The sequence below is a fragment of the Streptomyces sp. NPDC055099 genome (assembly GCF_053607685.1).
In genome coordinates this window covers 32,359-50,906 of the sequence record NZ_JBSGUA010000019.1, presented here as the reverse complement: position 1 = coordinate 50,906, position 18,548 = coordinate 32,359, and the positions used below count along the sequence as shown (strand labels likewise).

At 70.6% G+C, this 18,548-nt stretch carries 15 protein-coding genes and 1 tRNA gene; 7 read left to right on the top strand and 9 right to left on the bottom strand.

From position 1 onward, the window contains the following. Positions 1-85 precede the first annotated feature (85 nt). The 3 genes from ACWFRU_RS35350 (at position 86) to ACWFRU_RS35340 (ending at position 3,648) form a co-directional block, all read left to right on the top strand. Complete coding sequence (locus ACWFRU_RS35350; protein ID WP_453692255.1) at positions 86-1,093, top strand: SGNH/GDSL hydrolase family protein; 1,008 nt, start codon at positions 86-88, stop codon at positions 1,091-1,093. A 273-nt stretch (positions 1,094-1,366) separates the two neighbouring features. Further along, positions 1,367-2,587, top strand: coding sequence for an acetyl-CoA C-acetyltransferase (locus ACWFRU_RS35345; protein ID WP_453692187.1), 1,221 nt, complete (start codon positions 1,367-1,369; stop codon positions 2,585-2,587). 233 nt (positions 2,588-2,820) lie between these two features. Next, complete coding sequence (locus ACWFRU_RS35340; protein WP_453692186.1) at positions 2,821-3,648, top strand: hypothetical protein; 828 nt, start codon at positions 2,821-2,823, stop codon at positions 3,646-3,648. Between the two features lie 55 nt (positions 3,649-3,703). On the opposite strand, the gene ACWFRU_RS35335 is transcribed toward ACWFRU_RS35340, so the two are convergent. Next, entirely contained in the window at positions 3,704-3,985 is a 282-nt protein-coding gene (locus tag ACWFRU_RS35335) for a hypothetical protein (protein WP_453692254.1), read from the bottom strand. Positions 3,986-4,117: 132 nt separating this feature from the next. On the opposite strand from ACWFRU_RS35335, the gene ACWFRU_RS35330 reads away from it, so the two are divergent. After that, a complete protein-coding gene (locus ACWFRU_RS35330; protein WP_453449067.1) occupies positions 4,118-4,348 on the top strand; it encodes a DUF4287 domain-containing protein in 231 nt (76 codons plus the stop codon). A gap of 93 nt (positions 4,349-4,441) precedes the next feature. On the opposite strand, the gene ACWFRU_RS35325 is transcribed toward ACWFRU_RS35330, so the two are convergent. The 3 genes from ACWFRU_RS35325 to ACWFRU_RS35315 form a co-directional block, all read right to left on the bottom strand. After that, positions 4,442-5,356, bottom strand: a complete 915-nt coding sequence (locus tag ACWFRU_RS35325; protein ID WP_365821220.1) for a Bax inhibitor-1/YccA family protein — start codon at positions 5,354-5,356, stop codon at positions 4,442-4,444. A gap of 66 nt (positions 5,357-5,422) precedes the next feature. Then, on the bottom strand, positions 5,423-6,820 hold the full coding sequence (locus ACWFRU_RS35320) for an MFS transporter (RefSeq protein WP_453692185.1): 1,398 nt from the start codon (positions 6,818-6,820) through the stop codon (positions 5,423-5,425). 54 nt (positions 6,821-6,874) lie between these two features. Further along, positions 6,875-8,053, bottom strand: a complete 1,179-nt coding sequence (locus tag ACWFRU_RS35315; protein ID WP_453692184.1) for a 4-hydroxybenzoate 3-monooxygenase — start codon at positions 8,051-8,053, stop codon at positions 6,875-6,877. A 159-nt stretch (positions 8,054-8,212) separates the two neighbouring features. On the opposite strand from ACWFRU_RS35315, the gene ACWFRU_RS35310 reads away from it, so the two are divergent. Next, on the top strand, positions 8,213-9,865 hold the full coding sequence (locus ACWFRU_RS35310; protein WP_453692183.1) for an IclR family transcriptional regulator domain-containing protein: 1,653 nt from the start codon (positions 8,213-8,215) through the stop codon (positions 9,863-9,865). Between the two features lie 6 nt (positions 9,866-9,871). On the opposite strand, the gene ACWFRU_RS35305 is transcribed toward ACWFRU_RS35310, so the two are convergent. Then, positions 9,872-9,954: transfer RNA gene (locus ACWFRU_RS35305), tRNA-Leu, on the bottom strand. A gap of 387 nt (positions 9,955-10,341) precedes the next feature. Here ACWFRU_RS35305 and ACWFRU_RS35300 point away from each other — a divergent pair. Both ACWFRU_RS35300 and ACWFRU_RS35295 read left to right on the top strand, forming a co-directional pair. Next, entirely contained in the window at positions 10,342-11,112 is a 771-nt protein-coding gene (locus ACWFRU_RS35300; RefSeq protein WP_453692182.1) for an ABC transporter ATP-binding protein, read from the top strand. 57 nt (positions 11,113-11,169) lie between these two features. After that, complete coding sequence (locus tag ACWFRU_RS35295) at positions 11,170-13,698, top strand: ABC transporter permease (RefSeq protein WP_453692181.1); 2,529 nt, start codon at positions 11,170-11,172, stop codon at positions 13,696-13,698. Positions 13,699-13,764: 66 nt separating this feature from the next. Here ACWFRU_RS35295 and ACWFRU_RS35290 read toward each other — a convergent pair whose 3' ends face one another. The 4 genes from ACWFRU_RS35290 to ACWFRU_RS35275 all read right to left on the bottom strand — a co-directional run bounded on the left by ACWFRU_RS35290 (position 13,765) and on the right by ACWFRU_RS35275 (position 18,529). Then, positions 13,765-15,060 carry a class I SAM-dependent methyltransferase gene (locus ACWFRU_RS35290; RefSeq protein ID WP_453692180.1) on the bottom strand — a complete coding sequence of 432 codons (1,296 nt, stop codon included), beginning with the start codon at positions 15,058-15,060 and terminating at the stop codon, positions 13,765-13,767. Positions 15,061-15,261: 201 nt separating this feature from the next. Beyond that, positions 15,262-16,665 carry an NAD(P)/FAD-dependent oxidoreductase gene (locus ACWFRU_RS35285; protein WP_453692179.1) on the bottom strand — a complete coding sequence of 468 codons (1,404 nt, stop codon included), beginning with the start codon at positions 16,663-16,665 and terminating at the stop codon, positions 15,262-15,264. A gap of 398 nt (positions 16,666-17,063) precedes the next feature. After that, the gene (locus tag ACWFRU_RS35280) at positions 17,064-17,990 is read right to left on the bottom strand and encodes a Ppx/GppA phosphatase family protein (RefSeq protein WP_453692178.1); all 927 of its coding nucleotides are present in this window, start codon (positions 17,988-17,990) and stop codon (positions 17,064-17,066) included. Next, a complete protein-coding gene (locus ACWFRU_RS35275; protein ID WP_453692177.1) occupies positions 17,987-18,529 on the bottom strand; it encodes a DUF501 domain-containing protein in 543 nt (180 codons plus the stop codon). Before ACWFRU_RS35275 ends, ACWFRU_RS35280 begins: the two co-directional genes overlap by 4 nt. Positions 18,530-18,548 lie beyond the last annotated feature (19 nt).

The following is an 18,548-nucleotide window of genomic DNA, read 5'->3' as shown; positions in this document are numbered from 1 at the left end:
TGCGATTGGCCGACCGTCCTTACGGGGCAATGAGTTGATGTAGGGCGGTACGAGGAGGTGGCTGCAGGGCATGTCGAGGGCGAGGGTGGCGCGGCGGATCGCGGCGGGCGCGGCTTACGGCGGCGGAGGTATCGGGCTGCTCGGAGCGGCGGCCCTGGGAGTGGTCCTCGCGGAGGTCCAGCTGGCGAAGCGGTCCGTCGGGAACAGCGGGGAGCATCCGGCTCCACCGCGGGCGGACGGGCGGTACGGCTGGGGTTACGCGGACCGGCAGGACGGGGCGGAGCCCCTGCGGTTCGCGATGCTCGGCGATTCGACGGCGGCGGGGCAGGGTGTGTACCGGGCCAGGCAGACTCCCGCCGCGCTGCTCGCGGCGGGGCTCGCCGCGGTGGCGGAGCGGCCGGTGGAGCTGCGGAACGTGGCGCTGCCGGGGGCCCAGTCGGACGACCTCGACCGCCAGGTGACGCTGCTCCTCTCCGACCTCTCGTCCTGGGCGCCGGACGTCTGCGTCGTGATGATCGGCGCGAACGACGTGACGCACCGGATGCCGGCGACGCGGTCCGTACGCCTTCTGTCGGCGGCGGTACGGAGGCTGCGGACGGCGGGCGCGGAGGTGGTGGTCGGGACCTGCCCCGATCTGGGGACGGTGGAGAACGTCTACCAGCCCCTGCGGTGGATGGCCCGCCGGGTCTCGCGCCAGCTTGCCGCCGCGCAGACGATCGGGGTGGTGGAGCAGGGTGGCCGCACGGTCTCGCTCGGGGATCTGCTCGGCCCCGAGTTCCTGGCGAACCCCCGGGAGCTGTTCGGTCCCGACAACTACCACCCCTCCGCGGAGGGGTACGCGACCGCGGCGATGGCGGTGTTGCCGACGCTGTGCGCCGCGCTGGGCCTGTGGCCGGAGGAGGAGCGCCCCGACGTGTCGCGGCGCGAAGGCTTCCTGCCGGTGGCGCGGGCTGCCGCGCAGGCCGCGTCGGAGGGGGGCACGGAGGTGGCGGCCGCGATGCCCACGGGTCCGCGAGGCCCCTGGGCCCTCATCAAACGCCGGCGCCGCCGCCGAATCCACCACACCCCGGACCCGTCTCCGCTGCCGCAGTAGCCCTGCGGGGGTGGCGGGCGGGGCCCCGGCCCGCCACCGGGCCGGTGGGGCGCTGCGGGCCGCCGCACACTGTCCCGCCGCTTCGCGGCGGGCAGGGTGCCCACCCCGCATGGGGACACCCGGCGGCGCACCAGTCCCCCAAGGCGACCCCGCCAGGCTGAGCAAGCGCTTAGAAAAATGCGGTCCGCATCACAGTCCCCGGCCGATGACCTATGGCAATACGTGCAGGTAACTTCCCAAGGAGTCCTGCCCCCTCGCCCCAGGAGTTCCGTGATGCCCGAAGCCGTGATCGTCTCCGCCGCCCGCACCCCGATCGGCCGCGCCTTCAAGGGCTCCCTGAAGGACCTGCGCCCCGACGACCTGACCGCCACCATCATCGAGGCCGCCCTCGCCAAGGTCCCCGAGCTCGACCCGAAGCTCATCGACGACCTGATGCTCGGCTGTGGTCTGCCGGGTGGCGAGCAGGGGCACAACCTCGGCCGCATCGTCGCCGTACAGATGGGCATGGACCACCTGCCGGGCTGCACCATCACCCGGTACTGCTCCTCCTCCCTGCAGACCTCCCGCATGGCCCTGCACGCCATCAAGGCCGGGGAGGGCGACGTCTTCATCTCCGCCGGTGTGGAGATGGTGTCGCGGAGCGTGAAGGGGTCCAGCGACGGGCTGCCGGACACGCACAACCCCCTCTTCGCCGACGCCGAGGCCCGTACCGAGGCCGTGTCCAAGACCGAGGGCTCCACCTGGCACGACCCCCGCGAGGACGGCCTGATCCCGGACGCCTACATCGCGATGGGGCAGACCGCCGAGAACCTGGCCCGCGCCAAGGGCGTCACCCGCAAGGACATGGACGAGTTCGGCGTCCGCTCCCAGAACCTCGCCGAGGAAGCCATCAAGAACGGCTTCTGGGAGCGGGAGATCACCCCGGTGACCACCCCTGACGGCACCGTCGTCAGCAAGGACGACGGCCCCCGCGCCGGCGTCACCCTCGAAGGCGTCGAGGGCCTCAAGCCCGTCTTCCGCCCCGACGGCCTCGTCACCGCGGGCAACTGCTGCCCGCTCAACGACGGCGCCGCCGCCCTCGTGATCATGAGCGACACCAAGGCCCGCGAGCTCGGCCTGACCCCGCTGGCCCGCATCGTCTCCACCGGCGTCACCGGTCTCTCCCCCGAGATCATGGGCCTCGGCCCGGTCGAGGCGTCGAAGCAGGCCCTCAAGCGCGCCGGTCTCACCGTCGACGACATCGACCTCTTCGAGATCAACGAGGCCTTCGCCGCCCAGGTGATCCCCTCCTACCGCGACCTGAACATCCCGCTCGACAAGCTGAACGTGAACGGCGGCGCCATCGCCGTGGGCCACCCCTTCGGCATGACCGGCGCCCGCATCACCGGCACCCTCATCAACAGCCTCCAGTTCCACGACAAGCAGTTCGGTCTGGAGACGATGTGCGTCGGCGGCGGCCAGGGCATGGCCATGGTCATCGAGCGCCTCAGCTGACCCTCTGACCCCCGCGAATCCCTCACGTCTCCATTGATTCGTGACTCAATCTCCCCCAGGATGTGACCTATCTCCTGGGGGAGATGCATATGCCCAGCTCAGAGCCCATCTGTGGATAAACACCGGGCCGAAAGACCTGTCCATTTCGTGACGTAATGCACTGACAGGTGGATCGTGCAGGCTTCAAGCTGATGTAGGAAGTCGGGGGTCGACTTGAAACCGGGAGTACGTCAGTGAGCGCTCTGCCTATTGCCTTGCTGCTCTCCACGGCCGCTGCCACGGCCGTGGGTGCCGCCGCCCTGCACGCCGTGCACGGGCTGCGGAAGCAGCTTGCCGAAATCACCGCCCTGCGCACCGAGCTGGCCCAGAGCCACTCGGCGACCGCGCACGCCACCGTGCCCGCCGCCCGCACCACCGCGGACACCGACGAGATACGCACGGCCGTCGCCGAGGCCCTCGCCGAGGAGCGGGAGCGCGAGCTGGCCGAGGCGCGGGCCTTCTGGGCCGCCCAGGAAGCCCGTGACGCCTCGGACGCGCCCTCCCTGCTGAGCGGCCTGCCCGGCCTCTCCGACATGGCCGACGAGCTGTTCCTGCCCCGCCAGGCGGACCTCGCCGGCCTGGAGTCGGACAGCCTGGAGCCGGTCATCGAGCCGTACGGGGACCCGGTCGACGAGTTCGCGGGCGACTCCCCCGAGCTGGCCGCGGCCCGCCGCCGCCACCCCTCGCACCCGGACTTCGTGCCGGTCCAGTCGCCCGTCAACGGCGACCACGAGCGCACCGTCGCCTGTCTTGAGGAACTGGCCGACGCCCGCACGGCGCTCGCCGACGTCCGCCCGGGCCCGCTCGGCACGCTGGACGTCTACGTCTTCGCCGACGGCACCACGCTCTGCATGACGCCGGGCCACCGCGAGACCGCGGAGCTGCTCGCCGACGCCCTGCGCGACGGCCACACCCCGGTCCTGCTCGGCGGCTCCGGAGTCTCCGGCGCCTACGCGCTGACCTTCGAGTGCGGCACCGAGAACGTCTACATCCTCGCCGACCGCGTCATCGCGTCGGTCTGAGCCCCGGTCCCGCCGAAGCGGCCCCGGCCATCCGCCGGGGTCGGCCCACACCCCGTCACACCCCGGCGCGCTTCTGCGCCTTCTCCACGAGCGTCAGCGCCTCCGCGAGCTGACCCTCGTCGTCGAGCACAAGGGCCAAATCCCGCCCCGCCACCGTGATCTGGTCGGCCGCCGCGAACATCCCGGCGTCCGGCATCTCCCGCGGCTCCGCGTCCGGCACCTCGATCCGCTGCGCCCACGCCGCCAGTTCCCTGGCCAGAGCGAGCGCCTCGGCCGCCGCCCCCCGCTGCAGGCGGCTCTGCGGGGCGGCCCGCAAGCGGTCGGCGAATTGGTCCACTGCGGCCGTCAAAGGCGTCGTATCAAGCACCCGGCGACCTTATGCGCCCGGGCGGGACTGTTGCCAACGCCCGAACGCTCAGGCACGGTGGCGTGAAGGACGGAACACATCGCGACGCGTCCGGAGGCGCCGATGTCACAAGTCTTCTCCGAGGAGACCCACCGCAACCTGATCGCCCGAATCCCCCACTGCACCGGTCGTGAGATCTCCGACTGGATCCGCGCCGTGGACGAAGGCCCTTCTCTCTTCCGCTTCGAGGAGAAGGTCAGCTGGCTCCGCGCGGAGCACAACCTGGCTTATGGGCACGCCAAGGCAATCATTCACGAGTACGACTTGCGCCGGGCCGCGCGCAAGCTGCGCTGACTCCCTCTGTCCCCCTCACACCCAACTCACGCACAACGGCGAAGGGCCCCGCGGAACGTGCGTTCCGCGAGGCCCTCCGTTGAGTCGGGCGCGTCAGTCGTTGCCCTGCAGGATGGCGATCAGACGCAGGAACTCGAGGTAGATCCAGACGAGCGTCATCGTCAGACCGAACGCCGCGAGCCAGGCCTCTTCCTTCGGCGCGCCGTACGCGATGCCGTCCTCGACCTGCTTGAAGTCCAGGGCCAGGAAGCACGCGCCGAGCAGGATGCCGACGATGCCGAAGACGATGCCGAGGCCGCCGCTGCGGAAGCCGAGGCCGTCACCGCCGCCGAAGACCATGAACAGCAGGTTCACGGCGGTAAGCAGCAGGAAGCCCATCGCCGCGGCCATCACGAAGCCGTAGAAGCGACGGTTGACGCGGATCCAGCCCGCCTTGTAGGCGATCAGGACACCGGCGAAGACGGCCATCGTGCCGAGCACGGCCTGCATGGCCGCGCCGTCCGCGATGCGGTTGTCGACGACGCTGGAGACGACACCCAGGAAGACACCCTCCAGGGCGGCGTACGCCAGGATCAGCGCGGGCGAAGCCTTGCGCTTGAAGGCCTGCACCAGGCCGAGCACCATCGCGACGAGGCCTGCGCCGATCGCGATGCCGTACGACTTGCTGATGTTGGCGTCGTCCACCGGCAGCAGGGCCCAGGCGAGCGCCGCCGTGACCAGGAGCGTGCCGAGCGTGGTGGCCGTACGCAGGACGACGTCGTCCATCGTCATGCGGCCTGCGGTGGTTACGGGCGCCTGGGGGGCGCCGTGCTGCAGGTCCTGCTGGGCGTACGGGTTGGTCGCGTACGGATTGGTGGGCGCCTGCTGACCGGCACCCGCGTACGGGTTGCCCTGCTGGGTCTGCGTACCGACGGCGGGTCCCCCGGCCTGCGGCTGCGTGCCGAAGCCCGCGTAGCCGTTGTCGCGGCTGAACCCCCGTCGCGAGAAGACCGGGTTACTGCTCCTCATTTCACTCCTCCATGGCCACCGTGTGTGGCTTTGGCTCAAGAGTAATGCGTAGGCAAAAGGAAGACCCTAGTGCTTGGGGAGGATCTTTCCCTCCTTGTGACCAAGAACGTTCGGCCCAGTGCTCTCTGTTCCCGGTGCGGCGGGCGATACTCCCTCGTCGGCCGGGGTGCGGCGGCTGCGCCGGACGAGTGGCACCAGCGAGATCGCGACGGCTCCGAGTACGGCGGCCACCGCGAAGGTGGTGAATCCGAGGGACGCGTTTCCGCCCGAGACGACGGCGCCTCCCAGCCACGGCCCGACGACCGCGCCGGTGCGCCCGACGCCGGTGATCCAGCCGAGCCCGGTGGCGCGCTGGGCGGGGGTGTAGACGGACGGGGCCGAGGCGTAGACCATCACCTGCGCCGAGAAGAGCCAGATGCCGGTGACGAAGACGATCACGTAAGCGACACCGAGCGGCAGCTCCGCCTTGAGCAGGAACGCGCCGCAGGCGGTGAGCAGGAACCAGATCGCGGAGATCCGCACGGCGCCGAACCTGTCCGCCATCCGCCCCGCGACCAGCATGCCGACGATGCCGCCCGCGTTGATCACCATGAGAAAGGTGACGGAGGAGGAGAGGGAGTAGCCGGAGGCGCGCATCAGCTCGGGGAGCCAGGTGGAGACCCCGTAGACCAGGAGCAGACCGGCGAAGGAAGCCAGCCACAGGAGCGGGGTCGCGAAGCGCTGCCCGGGGGCGAAGAGCGAGGCGACGGCGGCGAAGCGGCCCTTGGCGCCCGCCTCGGGGGCTTCGGCGAGCGTCGGGGACGGCAGCAGGTACCGGGCGGCGACGGCCTCGGCCTCGCTCGTGCGCCCCTTGGCGAGCAGCACGCCGGGCGATTCGGGCAGCCACTTCAGCACGAGGGGGATGGCGACGGCCGCGGGGATGACGCCAGCCCAGAAGACGACGCGCCAGCCGTGGTCGGGCCCGAGCCAGAGCCCGAGGCCCGTGGCCGCCATGCCGCCCGCGTGGTACGAGGTCATCATCAGGCCGGTGGCGAGCGCGGCCCTGCGCGGCGGCGCGAACTCGGCGACGATCGCGAGGCTGATCGGCATCAGACCGCCGAGCCCGAGCCCGGCGATGAACCGGCCGCCTCCGAAGACGGCGGCGGTGGGCGCGAGCGCGCAGACCGCGGAGCCCAGGGAGAACAGCGCGACGCTGCCCGTGACCATCGGCTTGCGGCCGATCCAGTCGGTGAGCGTGCCGCAGCCGAGTGCGCCGATCAGCATGCCGAAGGTGGTCCAGGAGCCGATGGTGCCGGCGGTCGACGTGGTGAAGCCGAAGTCCTTGTCATCGATGAGGTGCGGCATCACGGCGCCGTAGATGTTGACGTCCATGCCGTCGAAGAAGACGACGAGCCAGCACAGGGCTATGACGGGGGCGACGGATCTGAAGGTCCGCTGGGGCGCGGCACCTCGGGGAGCGGTCACGGGGCTCTCACTTCTTTGTGGAGTGGGGACTACCAGGGGGACGGGGGTGCGGGCTCAGTCGAGCGGGAAGCCCGTGTAGCTCTCGGCGAGGTCCGCCTCGGCCGGACGCGCGGTGGTGACGCGGTCGAGGCGGGCGAGCTGGATGCGGTCGTCGAAGGGGGTGGCTTCGGGAGCGCGGTGCAGCATCGTGGTCATGTCGTACGAGAAGCGTTCGGCCTGCCAGACGCGGCGCAGGCAGGTCGCGGAGTACGCCTCCAGGCGGGCGTCGGAGCCGGTCTCGCGGTACTCGACGAGCGCGCGGGCGAAGGTGACGACGTCGCCGACGGCGAGGTTGAGGCCCTTGGCGCCGGTCGGCGGGACGATGTGGGCGGCGTCCCCGGCGAGGAAGACGCGTCCGTGCCGCATGGGCTCGTGGACGTGACTGCGCATGGGCGTGACGGACTTGGCGGTGATGGGCCCGCGCTTGAGGGTCCACTGCGGGTCGTCGGTCTCCAGGCGGCGGTCCAGCTCGTCCCAGATCTCCTCGTCGCCCCAGTCCGCGGCGTCGGTACCTGCCGGGACCTGGAGGTAGGCACGGGTGACGGTGGGCGAGCGCATGGACAGGAGGGCGAAGCCGCGGTCGTGGCGGGCGTAGACCAGTTCGTCGTGCGAGGGCGGTACGTCGGCGAGGATGCCGAGCCAGCCGAAGGGGTACGTCCGCTCGAAGACCCGGGAGACATCGGCGGGTACGGCCTTGCGGGCCACGCCCCAGGAGCCGTCGCAGCCCACCACGTAGTCGCACTCCAGGACGGACTCGCGGCCCTGGTGGCAGAAGCGGACGCGCGGGTTCTCGGTCTCGGCGCCCTCCACGGCGAGTGCCTCCGCCTCGAACAGGAGCGGGTCCCCGGCGGCGAGCTGGAGGGCTATGAGGTCCTTGCAGACCTCGGTCTGGGCGTAGACCATCACGGACCGGCCGCCGGTCAGCGCGGGGAAGTCGACGCGGTGCCTGCGGCGGTCGAAGCGCAGCTCGATGCCGTCGTGCGGGATGCCCTCGCGGTCCATGCGGGCCGCTGCGCCCGCCTCGCGCAGGACGTCGACAGTGCCCTGTTCCAGGATTCCGGCGCGCTGGCGCTGTTCGACGTAGGCGCGGTCCCGGGTCTCCAGGACGACGGAATCGATGCCCGCGTTGTGCAGCAGGCGGGCGAGGAGCAGGCCCGCCGGTCCGGCTCCGATGATTCCGACGGTGGTGCGCATCGGCCGACCCCTCCACGTGTTCGACGATTGGCAGGACAAGAGGCACTTGTTCGCCTGGTGAACTTTCGTTCATAATGTGCTGACGGGAGTCTCCGACCGGACCCAGCGGCTGTCAACGGTTGCGAGGCACCTGATTTCCGCCGTGCGAGGAGCGAGGCCATGCCAGAAGAGTCCGTACGCCCCCTGGAGCGCGGTCTCGCGGTGCTTCGTGCCCTCGCGGTCGCCGAACAGGTCAGGGCGGGCGACCTCGTGCGCGCGACCGGCCTGGCCCGCTCGACGGTCGACCGGGTCGTGGCGACCCTGGCCCGCCTGGGCTACGTACGCGAGCACGGCCAGGAGCTCCACCTCACGCCCCGCCTGATGGAGCTCGGCAACGCCTACCTGGCGGCGAGCGGGCTGAGCGGCGAGGTCGCGGCCCGCACTGCCCGGCTCGCGGACGAGCTGGACGAGTCGGTGTCCCTCGCGGTGCCGGACGGCGACGGCGTCCGCTTCGTCACGCAGGCCGCGCGGCGCCGCGCCATGTCGGTGGCCTTCCGCATCGGCGATCTACTCCCCGCCGAACGGTGCGCGCCGGGCGCGCTGTTCGCCGCCGAGTGGGACGAGACGGCGTGGGCGACGTGGCGGGCACGCGTGGCCGCCGACCCCGGGGGCGACGCCTTCCCCGCGCTGCCGCCCGGCCCCGCGTCCCCGCCCCCGGACCTCGCGGAGCGGGTGGAGCGCTCGCGCGCGGCGGGCTGGGCCCTGGACGACCAGCTGATCGAGCCGGGCCTGATCGCGACGGCGGTCCCGGTGCGCGACGCGGCGGGCCGCGTGCGGTACGCCCTGTCCGCGGTGAGCCACACCAGCAGGCACACGGCGCGGGGCCTCGCGGAGCTCGTGCTGCCACGGCTCCGCGAGGAGGCGGCGTACCTGGAGTCCCTGCCGGCGGCCGCACCGCCGTACACGGAAACGGAGTTGACGGCGGATCAGCCGCTGGACACGGTCGACGCCAAGGCCGAACTCGGCCCCGGTTTCCTCCAGTCGCTCGCCCGCGGTCTCGCCGTGCTGCGCGCCCTCGGCCGGGCGCACGGCGAGGGCCTGCCGCTCACCGCGATCGCCGCCGCCACCGGCCTGCCGCGGGCCACCGCACGCCGCTGCCTGCACACCCTGGAAGTCGAGGGGTACGCGGCACACGACGGCCGCCTCTACCGCCCGCTCCCCCGCATCCTGGAACTCGGCTACGCCCGCCTCTCCCGCCTGGGCTTCGCCGACATCGCCGAGCCGCACCTGCGCCAACTGACCGACCGCGTACACCAGTCGGCGTCGGTCACGGTGCTCGACGGCACGGACATCCTGTACGTGGCCCGCGCGGCGACGGTCCGCGTCATGAGCGTCTACATCACGCTCGGCACCCGCTTCCCCGCCTACCCCACGGCCATGGGCCGGGTCCTGCTCGCCGGGCTCCCCCCGGAGGACCGCGAACGCCTCCTGAAGGCGGACCCGCCCCGCCCCCTCACCCGCCGCACGGTCACCGACCCGGCGGCCCTGCACGGCATCCTGGAACGCGCCGCGGCCGACGGCCACGCCACCGCGGACGAGGAATTGGAGGAGGGCCTGCGCTCGGTGGCCGTACCGGTCAAGGACGCGGAGGGCCGTGTGATCGCCGCCCTGAACGTGGCGCAGCACGCGGGGACGGCGCCGCTGGAGGAGACCGTCGAAGCGCTGCTTCCCGCACTGCGCGAGACGGCGGCGGCGATCGAGGCGGACCTGCACACGGCGGCACGCTTCAACGGCGCGCTGATGCCTTGGCGCGCGTACCCGCCGAGGCCTTGACGGAGGTGCCCGGAGCCGGACTTGAACCGGCACGCCCGCTAGGGGCAGCGAGGTTTAAGCTCGCCGTGTCTGCATTCCACCATCCGGGCAGGCCATGGGCTCCGCATCAAGTGATTCGACCCTATCGGGAGGCGTCCCCCGAACAGCGGAACAACAGCCCGATGTTGTCTTATTTTATTGACGTCTGAGGGTGCATCAGCCACCGGTACGGCCCATCGGTACATGCCGCAGGCCCTTCCACCGCTGTGCGGCCTCCGGGACGGATTGACGGAATTTAGCCGCCTACGCGGCTCATGCGCGTCACTGGCGAGTGCTACCTGCGTCAGGGGCGGGGGTCATCCCCAGGTATGACACGGGCTCCCGGAGTCCGACTGCAGAGGGCCCCCGGAACCGGAACAGCGGCTGACTACACGGCGCGGATCTGCCAGCACGATGGAGTACGTCCCCACTCGTCGTCCCGACAGGAGCACCGCCCCGTGACCACCACCCCCTTCGCCGCCCGCAGCACCGCGGTGGCCGCACGCGCCATGGACCTCTCCAAGGTGTACGGACAGGGCGAGACCCAGGTGGTCGCCCTGGACCATGTCTCCGTCGACTTCCGGCAGGGTGAGTTCACCGCGATCATGGGCCCCTCGGGCTCCGGCAAGTCGACCCTGATGCACTGTGTCGCGGGGCTCGACAGCTTCAGCGGCGGCTCCGTGCGGATCGGTGAGACCGAGCTGTCCACCCTCAAGGACAAGCAGCTCACCAAGCTCCGCCGGGACAAGATCGGCTTCATCTTCCAGGCCTTCAACCTGCTGCCGACGCTGACGGCCCTGGAGAACATCACGCTGCCGATGGACATCGCGGGCCGCAAGCCCGACAAGCAGTGGCTGGAGCAGGTCATCTCGATGGTCGGCCTGGCCGAGCGCCTCTCCCACCGGCCCACCGAGCTCTCCGGCGGCCAGCAGCAGCGCGTCGCCGTGGCCCGCGCGCTCGCCTCGCAGCCCGACATCATCTTCGGCGACGAGCCGACCGGAAACCTGGACTCGCGCTCGGGCGCCGAGGTCCTCGGCTTCCTGCGCAACTCCGTGCGCGAACTGGGCCAGACCGTCGTCATGGTCACCCACGACCCGGTGGCCGCCGCGTACGCGGACCGCGTGATCTTCCTCGCCGACGGCCGGATCGTCGACGAGATGCTCTCGCCGACGGCGGACGGCGTCCTCGACCGGATGAAGGACTTCGACGCCAAGGGGCGAACGAGCTAGCCGCCCACGCGCCTCTCCGCTTCTCGTCCGCCTTCTCCCCCACCAGGACTCACACCCATGTTCCGTACCGCCCTGCGCAACGTGCTCGCGCACAAGGCGAGGCTGCTGATGACGGTGCTCGCCGTCATGCTCGGCGTCGCCTTCGTCTCCGGCACCCTCGTCTTCACCGACACCTTCGGCAACGCCTACAAGAACAAGTCGGCGAAGAGCTTCGACCACGTCTCGGTCGCCGTACAGACCGAGGGCGGCTCCGCCTTCTACGGGTCCGGTGACGACAGCGAGGCCAAGACCCCGCCGCGGCTGACCGACGCCCTGCTGAAGAAGACCCAGGGCCTGCCGGGCGCCGACTCGGCGATCGGCGGCGTCACGGGCTTCACCGCGCTCGCCGACAAGGACGGCAAGCTCGTCGGCGGCGAGTGGGGCACCACGGGTGCCAACTACTACCCCGGCAAGGGCGGCAAGGACCCCCGCTACGACTTCGCCGAGGGCGCGGCGCCCAAGAACGCCGGTGACATCGCCCTGGACTCCAGGACCGCCGAGCGCACCGGCTACAAGGTCGGCGACACGGTCCGCTACTCCACCGACGGACCGGTGAAGACCGCGAAGATCAGCGGCGTCTTCGACACCGACGACGGCAGCGTCCTGGCGGGCGGCAGCCTGGTGGTGTTCGACAACGACACCGCGCTCAAGGTCCTCGGCAAGACCGAGTACGACGAGATCGACGTGAAGGCCGCCGCGGGCACCTCCGAGACGGCGCTGAAGAGCGCGGTCGACAAGATCCTGCCGAAGGACACGGAAGCCGTCACCGGCGCCCAGCTCTCGGACGACCAGGACGCGATGATCGAAGAGCAGACCAAGTCGATGAGCCAGGTCCTGCTGATCTTCGCCGGCATCGCGCTGTTCGTCGGCATCTTCATCATCGCCAACACCTTCACCATGCTGGTCGCCCAGCGCACCAAGGAGCTCGCGCTCATGCGCGCCGTCGGGGCCTCGCGCCGTCAGGTGACGCGCTCCGTGCTCATCGAGGCGTTCCTGGTGGGCCTGGTGGCCGCGGTGACCGGCTTCGCGCTCGGCATCGGCGTGGCCATGGCCCTGGAGTCCCTGATGAACTCCGCGGGCGCCTCGCTGCCCGACGGGCCGATCGTCATCGCCCCGACCACGATCGTCGTCTCCCTGGTCATCGGTGTGGTCGTGACCATGCTGGCCGCCTGGCTGCCGGGCCGCCGCGCGGCGAAGATCCCGCCGGTCGCCGCGATGAACAGCGTGCACGCGACGCCGACCACGCGCGGCCTCGTCGTCCGCAACACCATCGGCTCGATCATCGTCGCCCTCGGCACGGTCATGCTGTTCATGGACGACAACTACGTGATGGCCGGCGGCGCCGGAACGATCCTCGTCGGTGTCATCGTCCTCACGCCGCTCCTGTCGCGCCCGTTCATCGCCGCCTCGGCCCCGCTCCTGAAGCCGTTCGGCGTCACGGGCAAGCTGTCCCGGCTCAACGCGGTGCGCAACCCGCGCCGTACGGCCTCCACCGCCGCGGCCCTGATGATCGGCCTGACCCTCATCACGGCGATGACGGTGGTCGCGACCTCGATGGGCAGCGCCATCAACAAGATGGCCGCGGGCTCCCTGAAGGCCGACTACACCGTCTCCATGGCGAACTACCAGCCGCTGACCCCCGAGGTCCGCGAGAAGCTGGACAAGCTGCCGGAGGTCAAGGCGAGCAGCCCGCTGCGCGCCGCGTACGGCGAGCTGGACGGCTCGTACAGCAAGATCTCGGGCGTCGACGAGAAGGACTTCGGCAAGCTGGCGAGCCTGGACTTCAGCAGCGGCTCCCTCGCGAACCTCACCGGTCAGTCCACGCTGGTCGACAAGGAGACCGCGGACAAGCAGAACCTGCGCACGGGCGACACCGTCCCGGTGAAGTTCGACGACGACAAGACGGTCAAGCTGAAGATCGCCGGTGTCTACGAGCAGAACGAGATGATCAGCGGCATGTTCACGCCGCTCGCCGTGGTCGACCCGCACCTGTCGAAGATCGCCGACGAGCAGGTCCTCGTGAAGATGAAGGGCGGTGTCTCCGACGGGTCCGAGGACGCCATCGTCAAGGCGCTCGGCGACAACCCCGCCATCAAGATCCAGGACAAGGACGCGATCAGCAACGAGATCGCGGGCGCGATCAACCTGATGCTGAACATGCTCTACGGCCTGCTCGCGATGGCCATCCTGATCGCGGTGCTCGGTGTCATCAACACCCTGGCCATGTCGGTCTTCGAGCGGAAGCACGAGATCGGCATGATGCGGGCCATCGGCCTCGACCGCGCGAAGGTCAAGCAGATGGTGCGCCTGGAGGCGGTCCTGATCTCCCTGTTCGGCGCGGTGCTCGGCATCGGTCTGGGCCTCTTCATGGGCTGGGCCGCGGGCAACAGCATCTCCGGCACGGTGAAGACGTACGCCATGGAGATCCCGGTCGGCCGTATCGCGGTCTTCCTCTGCATCGCGGGTCTGGTCGGCGTCCTCGCGGCGATGTGGCCGGCCCGCAGCGCGGCCAAGCTGAACCCGCTGATGGCGATCAAGAGCGAGTAGCACCTGCCAGCGGATACCCAGGGGCCCCGGACGCGCATGCCGTCCGGGGCCCCGCTCGTGTACGTCCTACTGCCAGGCGCGGGCCCGCAGCGGCATCCCGGAGGTGCCCGTCTCCGGGGTCCTCACCGCGAGTACCTGGTTGACGCCGATGCGGTTGCGCTCGAAGGAGAGCGCGGAAGCCGCCATGTAGAGGCGCCAGATGCGGGCGCGGCCCGGCGAGGTGAGCCGCTGGCCCTCCTTCCAGCGGGCCTCCAGGTTGGCCACCCAGCGGCGCAGGGTGAGGGCGTAGTGCTCGCGGATCGCCTCCACGTCACGCACCTCGAACCCGGCGCGCTCCAGCTGCGCGACGGTGGACCCCACGGGGGCGAGCTCGCCGCCGGGGAAGACATAGGCGTCGATGAAGTCGTCGACCTGGTACGTCGACTCGTCGGCCTGCGGGCGGCGCGCGATCTGGTGGTTGAGGAGCCGGCCGCCGGGCTTGAGGAGGGCGTGCAGGTCCTGTGCGTACTCCAAGTACCGCTCGGCGCCGACGTGTTCGGCCATGCCGATGGAGGAGATGGCGTCGTACGGGCCGTCGCGCACGTCACGGTAGTCCTGGACGCGGATCTCGACCCGGTCGGTCAGGCCCTCCTCCGCGATGCGCTTCCTGGCGTACGCGGCCTGCTCCTGGGAGAGCGTGACGCCGACGACGGTGACGCCGTGCTCGCGGGCCGCGTGGATCGCCATGGAGCCCCAGCCGCAGCCGACGTCGAGCAGGCGCATGCCGGGCTTCAGGGCGAGCTTGCGGGAGATGAGTTCGAGCTTGTCGCGCTGGGCGTCCTCCAGGGTGCCGTCGGGCGACTCCCAGTAGGCGCACGAGTAGACCATCGAGGGGCCGAGCACCAGCTCGTAGAAGTCGTTGCCCACGTCGTAGTGGTGGCTGATGGCCTGCCGGTCGCTGCGCTTGGTGTGCAGGTGGAGACGGCCGCGTCCGCGCATCTCCTCCGGCGGCGGGGCGGGCGGCAGGAAGGGCGCGGCGAGTCCGATCAGGCTGCGTGCGGCGGCGCGGAACTGCGGGTCGCGCAGCGACTCCCTGAGGCTCTTGGCGTCCTCGTCGCGCTCCCAGATGAACCCGGCGAGCCGTTCGAGCGCGGCGTACAGATCGCCCTCGACGTCCAGGTCACCGGCCACCCAGGCGCGGGCCAGGCCCAGCTCGCCCGGCTTCCACATCAGGCGGCGCAGGGCGCGGCGGCTGCGTACGACGAGGACAGGGGCACCCGGCGGGCCTGCTTCCGAACCGTCCCAGGCACGAATGCGCACGGGGAGCGGGGCTCCCAGCAGTTGTTCGGCGAGGCTCTCAAGCCGCGGTGCGGCGTGTGGCATGGTGCACACCTCCGTGATGGGGAATCCCGGACAGCTCAACACCACGTAAACACCAACAGGGCGCTTGCGCAGTCCCGTTGCCGCGTCACGGATCGGCAAAATAAGTGTAAGCACCATGTATACGGCGCCGGAAAAGCCCGAAGGGGCCGCCCGCACCACGGATGGCGGACGGCCCCTTCGGGGTGGATCAGTGACCGGAGGTCAGGAGGCCTTGGCCTTCTCCTCGGCCTTGACGGCCGGGGCCTCCGCCTTGGCCGCGGCGGGCTTCGGCGCGGGCTTGGCGGCCTCGTAGAACTCCTCGCGCGGCGTCTCCATGGCGCCCAGCGAGACGACCTCACGCTTGAGGAAGACCGCGAGCGTCCAGTCCGCGAAGACGCGGATCTTGCGGTTGAACGTCGGCATCGCCATGCCGTGGTACGCGCGGTGCATGTACCAGGCGAGACGGCCCTTGAGCTTGATCTTCATCTTGCCCATGACGATCATCGCGACGCCCTTGTGCAGGCCGAGACCGGCGACCGCACCCTTGTTGGCGTGGCTGTACTCCTTCTGCGGGAAGCCCCGCATGCCGGAGATCACGTTGTCGCCGAGGACCTTGGCCTGACGCAGCGCGTGCTGGGCGTTCGGCGGGCACCAGGCGTTCTCGTTGCCCGCCTTGCGGCCGACGAGGTCCGGCACCTGGGCGTTGTCGCCCGCGGCCCAGATGTAGTCGGTGCCCTGGACCTGGAGGGTCGTCTGGGTGTCGACGTGGCCACGGGGGCCGAGCGGCAGACCGAAGCGGGCGAGCGCCGGGTTCGGCTTGACGCCGGCGGTCCACACGATGGTGCTGGAGTCGACCTCGAGGCCGTTGTTCAGCACCACGTGGCCGTCCACGCAGGAGTCCATGCCGGTCTTGAGGTAGACCTCGACACCGCGGCCCTCGAGGTGCTCCTTGCCGTACTGGCCGAGCTTCGGGCCGACCTCGGGGAGGATCTTGTCCGCGACGTCGACGAGCACGAAGCGCATGTCCTCGCGCTTCACGTTCTTGTAGTACTTGGCCGCGTCGCGGGCCATGTCCTCGACCTCACCGATGGTCTCCGCACCCGCGAAGCCACCGCCGACGAAGACGAAGGTCAGCGCCTTGCGGCGGACGTCCTCGTCCGTCGTGGAGTCAGCCTTGTCCAGCTGCTCGAGGACGTGGTTGCGCAGGCCGATGGCCTCCTCGATGCCCTTCATGCCGATGCCCTGCTCGGCGAGGCCGGGGATCGGGAAGGTGCGGGAGACCGCGCCCATCGCGATGACCAGGTAGTCGAAAGGCAGCTCGTACGCCTCGCCCACGAGGGGGGCGATCGTGGCGACCTTGCGGTCCTGATCGATGGTGGTGACCCGGCCGGTCAGAACTTCCGCCTTGGGCAGCACGCGTCGCAGCGGGACGACGACGTGCCGAGGCGAAATGCTGCCGGCGGCGGCTTCGGGGAGGAAGGGCTGGTAGGTCATGTACGACCGGGGGTCGACGACCGTGACGGTCGCCTCTCCGTAGCGCATCTTCTTGAGAATGCGCCGAGCTGCGTACAGGCCTACGTACCCACCGCCTACTACGAGGATCCTGGGACGCTCCGTGGTGCTCATGCCATCGAGTATCCACCTGCCCGGCGGGGGTCGCTCGTGCGCCCCTTCACAAGCATGGGTGGACCCTCTGCTATAGTTCGCCGCCCACGTGACGCAGGCCATAGAGCCCCAGGGGAACCACGGGATGACCCGGGACGTTGTGCACCCCTTGTGAGCTGCCGCTCTGGCCTCTCGGAGGCAGTGGACCACTCGACGGGCCCACCCTCCGGACGCACTCCCGAACCTTCACTGTCGTGGGTCGCAGGGCCTTCTCGGGTCACTTTCAGGGGTCCAGAACCCCTGAACATCGTCCAACCGAGCCGATTTCCTTGTGAAGAACTTCACGAACTTTCCCGACGGCATGTCGTCGGGGGCCCTTCCGGGCCCCCGAACAGCCGCTCAGACGCCGCCTGGGGCGCTCAGGCGATCGACCAGCCGATGCCGTCGAGGATGTCGTGTTCGCTGACGACGACCTCCCCCGCACCGGTCCTTTCCATGATCGAAAGGAGGACGAGGGCGCCCGACACGATCACGTCCACGCGCCCCGGATGCATCACCGGGATCGCGGCCCGCTCGTCGTGCGTGGCCCCGGCCAGCCGGCCGACGATCTCGCTCACCTGCTCGTAGGAGACACGGGAGTGGTGGATCGCCGCGGAGTCGTACGCGTCGAGGCCGAGCGCGATGGCGGACACCGTCGTCACCGAGCCCGCGAGGCCGACCAGGGTGCGGGCCTCGCGGATCGGCACCGTCTGTTCGGCGAGGTCGAGCGCGGCCGCGATGTCGGCGCGGACAGCGGCCAGTTCGGCGAGCGCGGGCGGGTCGCTGCGGATGTGCCGCTCCGTGAGGCGCACGCAGCCGATGTCGACGGAGCGGGCGGCGCGGACGGTGTCGTCGCCGACGACGAACTCCGTGGAGCCGCCGCCGATGTCGACGACGAGGTAGGGCTTGGCGAGGTGGTCGCTGCCCGTCAGCTCCTTCGTCGCCCCCGTGAAGGAGAACTCGGCCTCCTGGTCACCGCTGATGACCTCCGGCTCGACACCGAGGATGTCCAGGACCCCGCGTACGAAGTCGTCGCGGTTCTCGGCGTCGCGGGAGGCGGAGGTCGCCACGAAACGGACGCGCTCGGCGCCGTGGGCCTTGATGACCTCGGCGTACTCGCGGCACGCCGCGAAGGTCCGCTCCAGGGCCTCCGGGGCCAGGCGGCCCGTCTTGTCCACGCCCTGGCCGAGGCGGACGATCGTCATCCTGCGGTCCAGGTCGACGAGTTCACCGGTCAGCGGGTCGGCGTCCGCCACAAGGAGGCGGATGGAGTTGGTGCCGCAGTCGATCGCGGCGACGCGGGTCATGCGCTCTCCCCCGCGGGCTCGCCCTCCGCGAGGGACACGCACGCCCCCTTGCGCCACCACTCCGGGAGCATCGCGATCGCCTCGTCGCCCAGCGGGTTCACGCCGGGGCCCGCGGCCAGGGAGTGGCCGACCAGGACGTGCAGGCACTTCACGCGGTCCGGCATGCCGCCCGCGCTCGGGAAGCCCTCCAGGACCTCGATGGCGTCACGGCGCGCGATGTAGTCCTCGTGCGCCTTGCGGTAGGCGGCAGCGAGGTCGGGGTCCGTCTTCAGCCGCTCCGACATCTCCTTCATGACGCCGTTGGCCTCAAGGGTGCCGATCGCGGACGCGGCCCGCGGGCACGTCAGGTAGTACGTCGTCGGGAACGGCGTCCCGTCGGGCAGGCGCGGCGCCGTCTCGACGACGTCCGGCTGTCCGCAGGGGCAGCGGTGGGCGATGGCCCGCAGGCCGCGCGGCGGGCGGCCGAGCTGCTGCTTGAATGCCTCGACGTCGGCGTCGGTGGGCTCGGTGCGCGGGGTGGTCGGCGGGGGCGTTTCCATGCCTGTCTTTCGATCGGTT

Excerpts from the sequence above, each read along its gene's own strand:
- ACWFRU_RS35310 (WP_453692183.1), top strand. The coding sequence starts at position 8,213 with ATGCCAGAAGAGTCCGTACGCCCCCTGGAGCGCGGTCTCGCGGTGCTT.
- ACWFRU_RS35295 (WP_453692181.1), top strand. The coding sequence starts at position 11,170 with ATGTTCCGTACCGCCCTGCGCAACGTGCTCGCGCACAAGGCGAGGCTG.
- ACWFRU_RS35345 (WP_453692187.1), top strand. The coding sequence starts at position 1,367 with ATGCCCGAAGCCGTGATCGTCTCCGCCGCCCGCACCCCGATCGGCCGC.
- ACWFRU_RS35325 (WP_365821220.1), bottom strand. The coding sequence starts at position 5,356 with ATGAGGAGCAGTAACCCGGTCTTCTCGCGACGGGGGTTCAGCCGCGAC.
- ACWFRU_RS35285 (WP_453692179.1), bottom strand. The coding sequence starts at position 16,665 with ATGAGCACCACGGAGCGTCCCAGGATCCTCGTAGTAGGCGGTGGGTAC.
- ACWFRU_RS35315 (WP_453692184.1), bottom strand. The coding sequence starts at position 8,053 with ATGCGCACCACCGTCGGAATCATCGGAGCCGGACCGGCGGGCCTGCTC.
- ACWFRU_RS35280 (WP_453692178.1), bottom strand. The coding sequence starts at position 17,990 with ATGACCCGCGTCGCCGCGATCGACTGCGGCACCAACTCCATCCGCCTC.
- ACWFRU_RS35330 (WP_453449067.1), top strand. The coding sequence starts at position 4,118 with ATGTCACAAGTCTTCTCCGAGGAGACCCACCGCAACCTGATCGCCCGA.
- ACWFRU_RS35290 (WP_453692180.1), bottom strand. The coding sequence starts at position 15,060 with ATGCCACACGCCGCACCGCGGCTTGAGAGCCTCGCCGAACAACTGCTG.
- ACWFRU_RS35275 (WP_453692177.1), bottom strand. The coding sequence starts at position 18,529 with ATGGAAACGCCCCCGCCGACCACCCCGCGCACCGAGCCCACCGACGCC.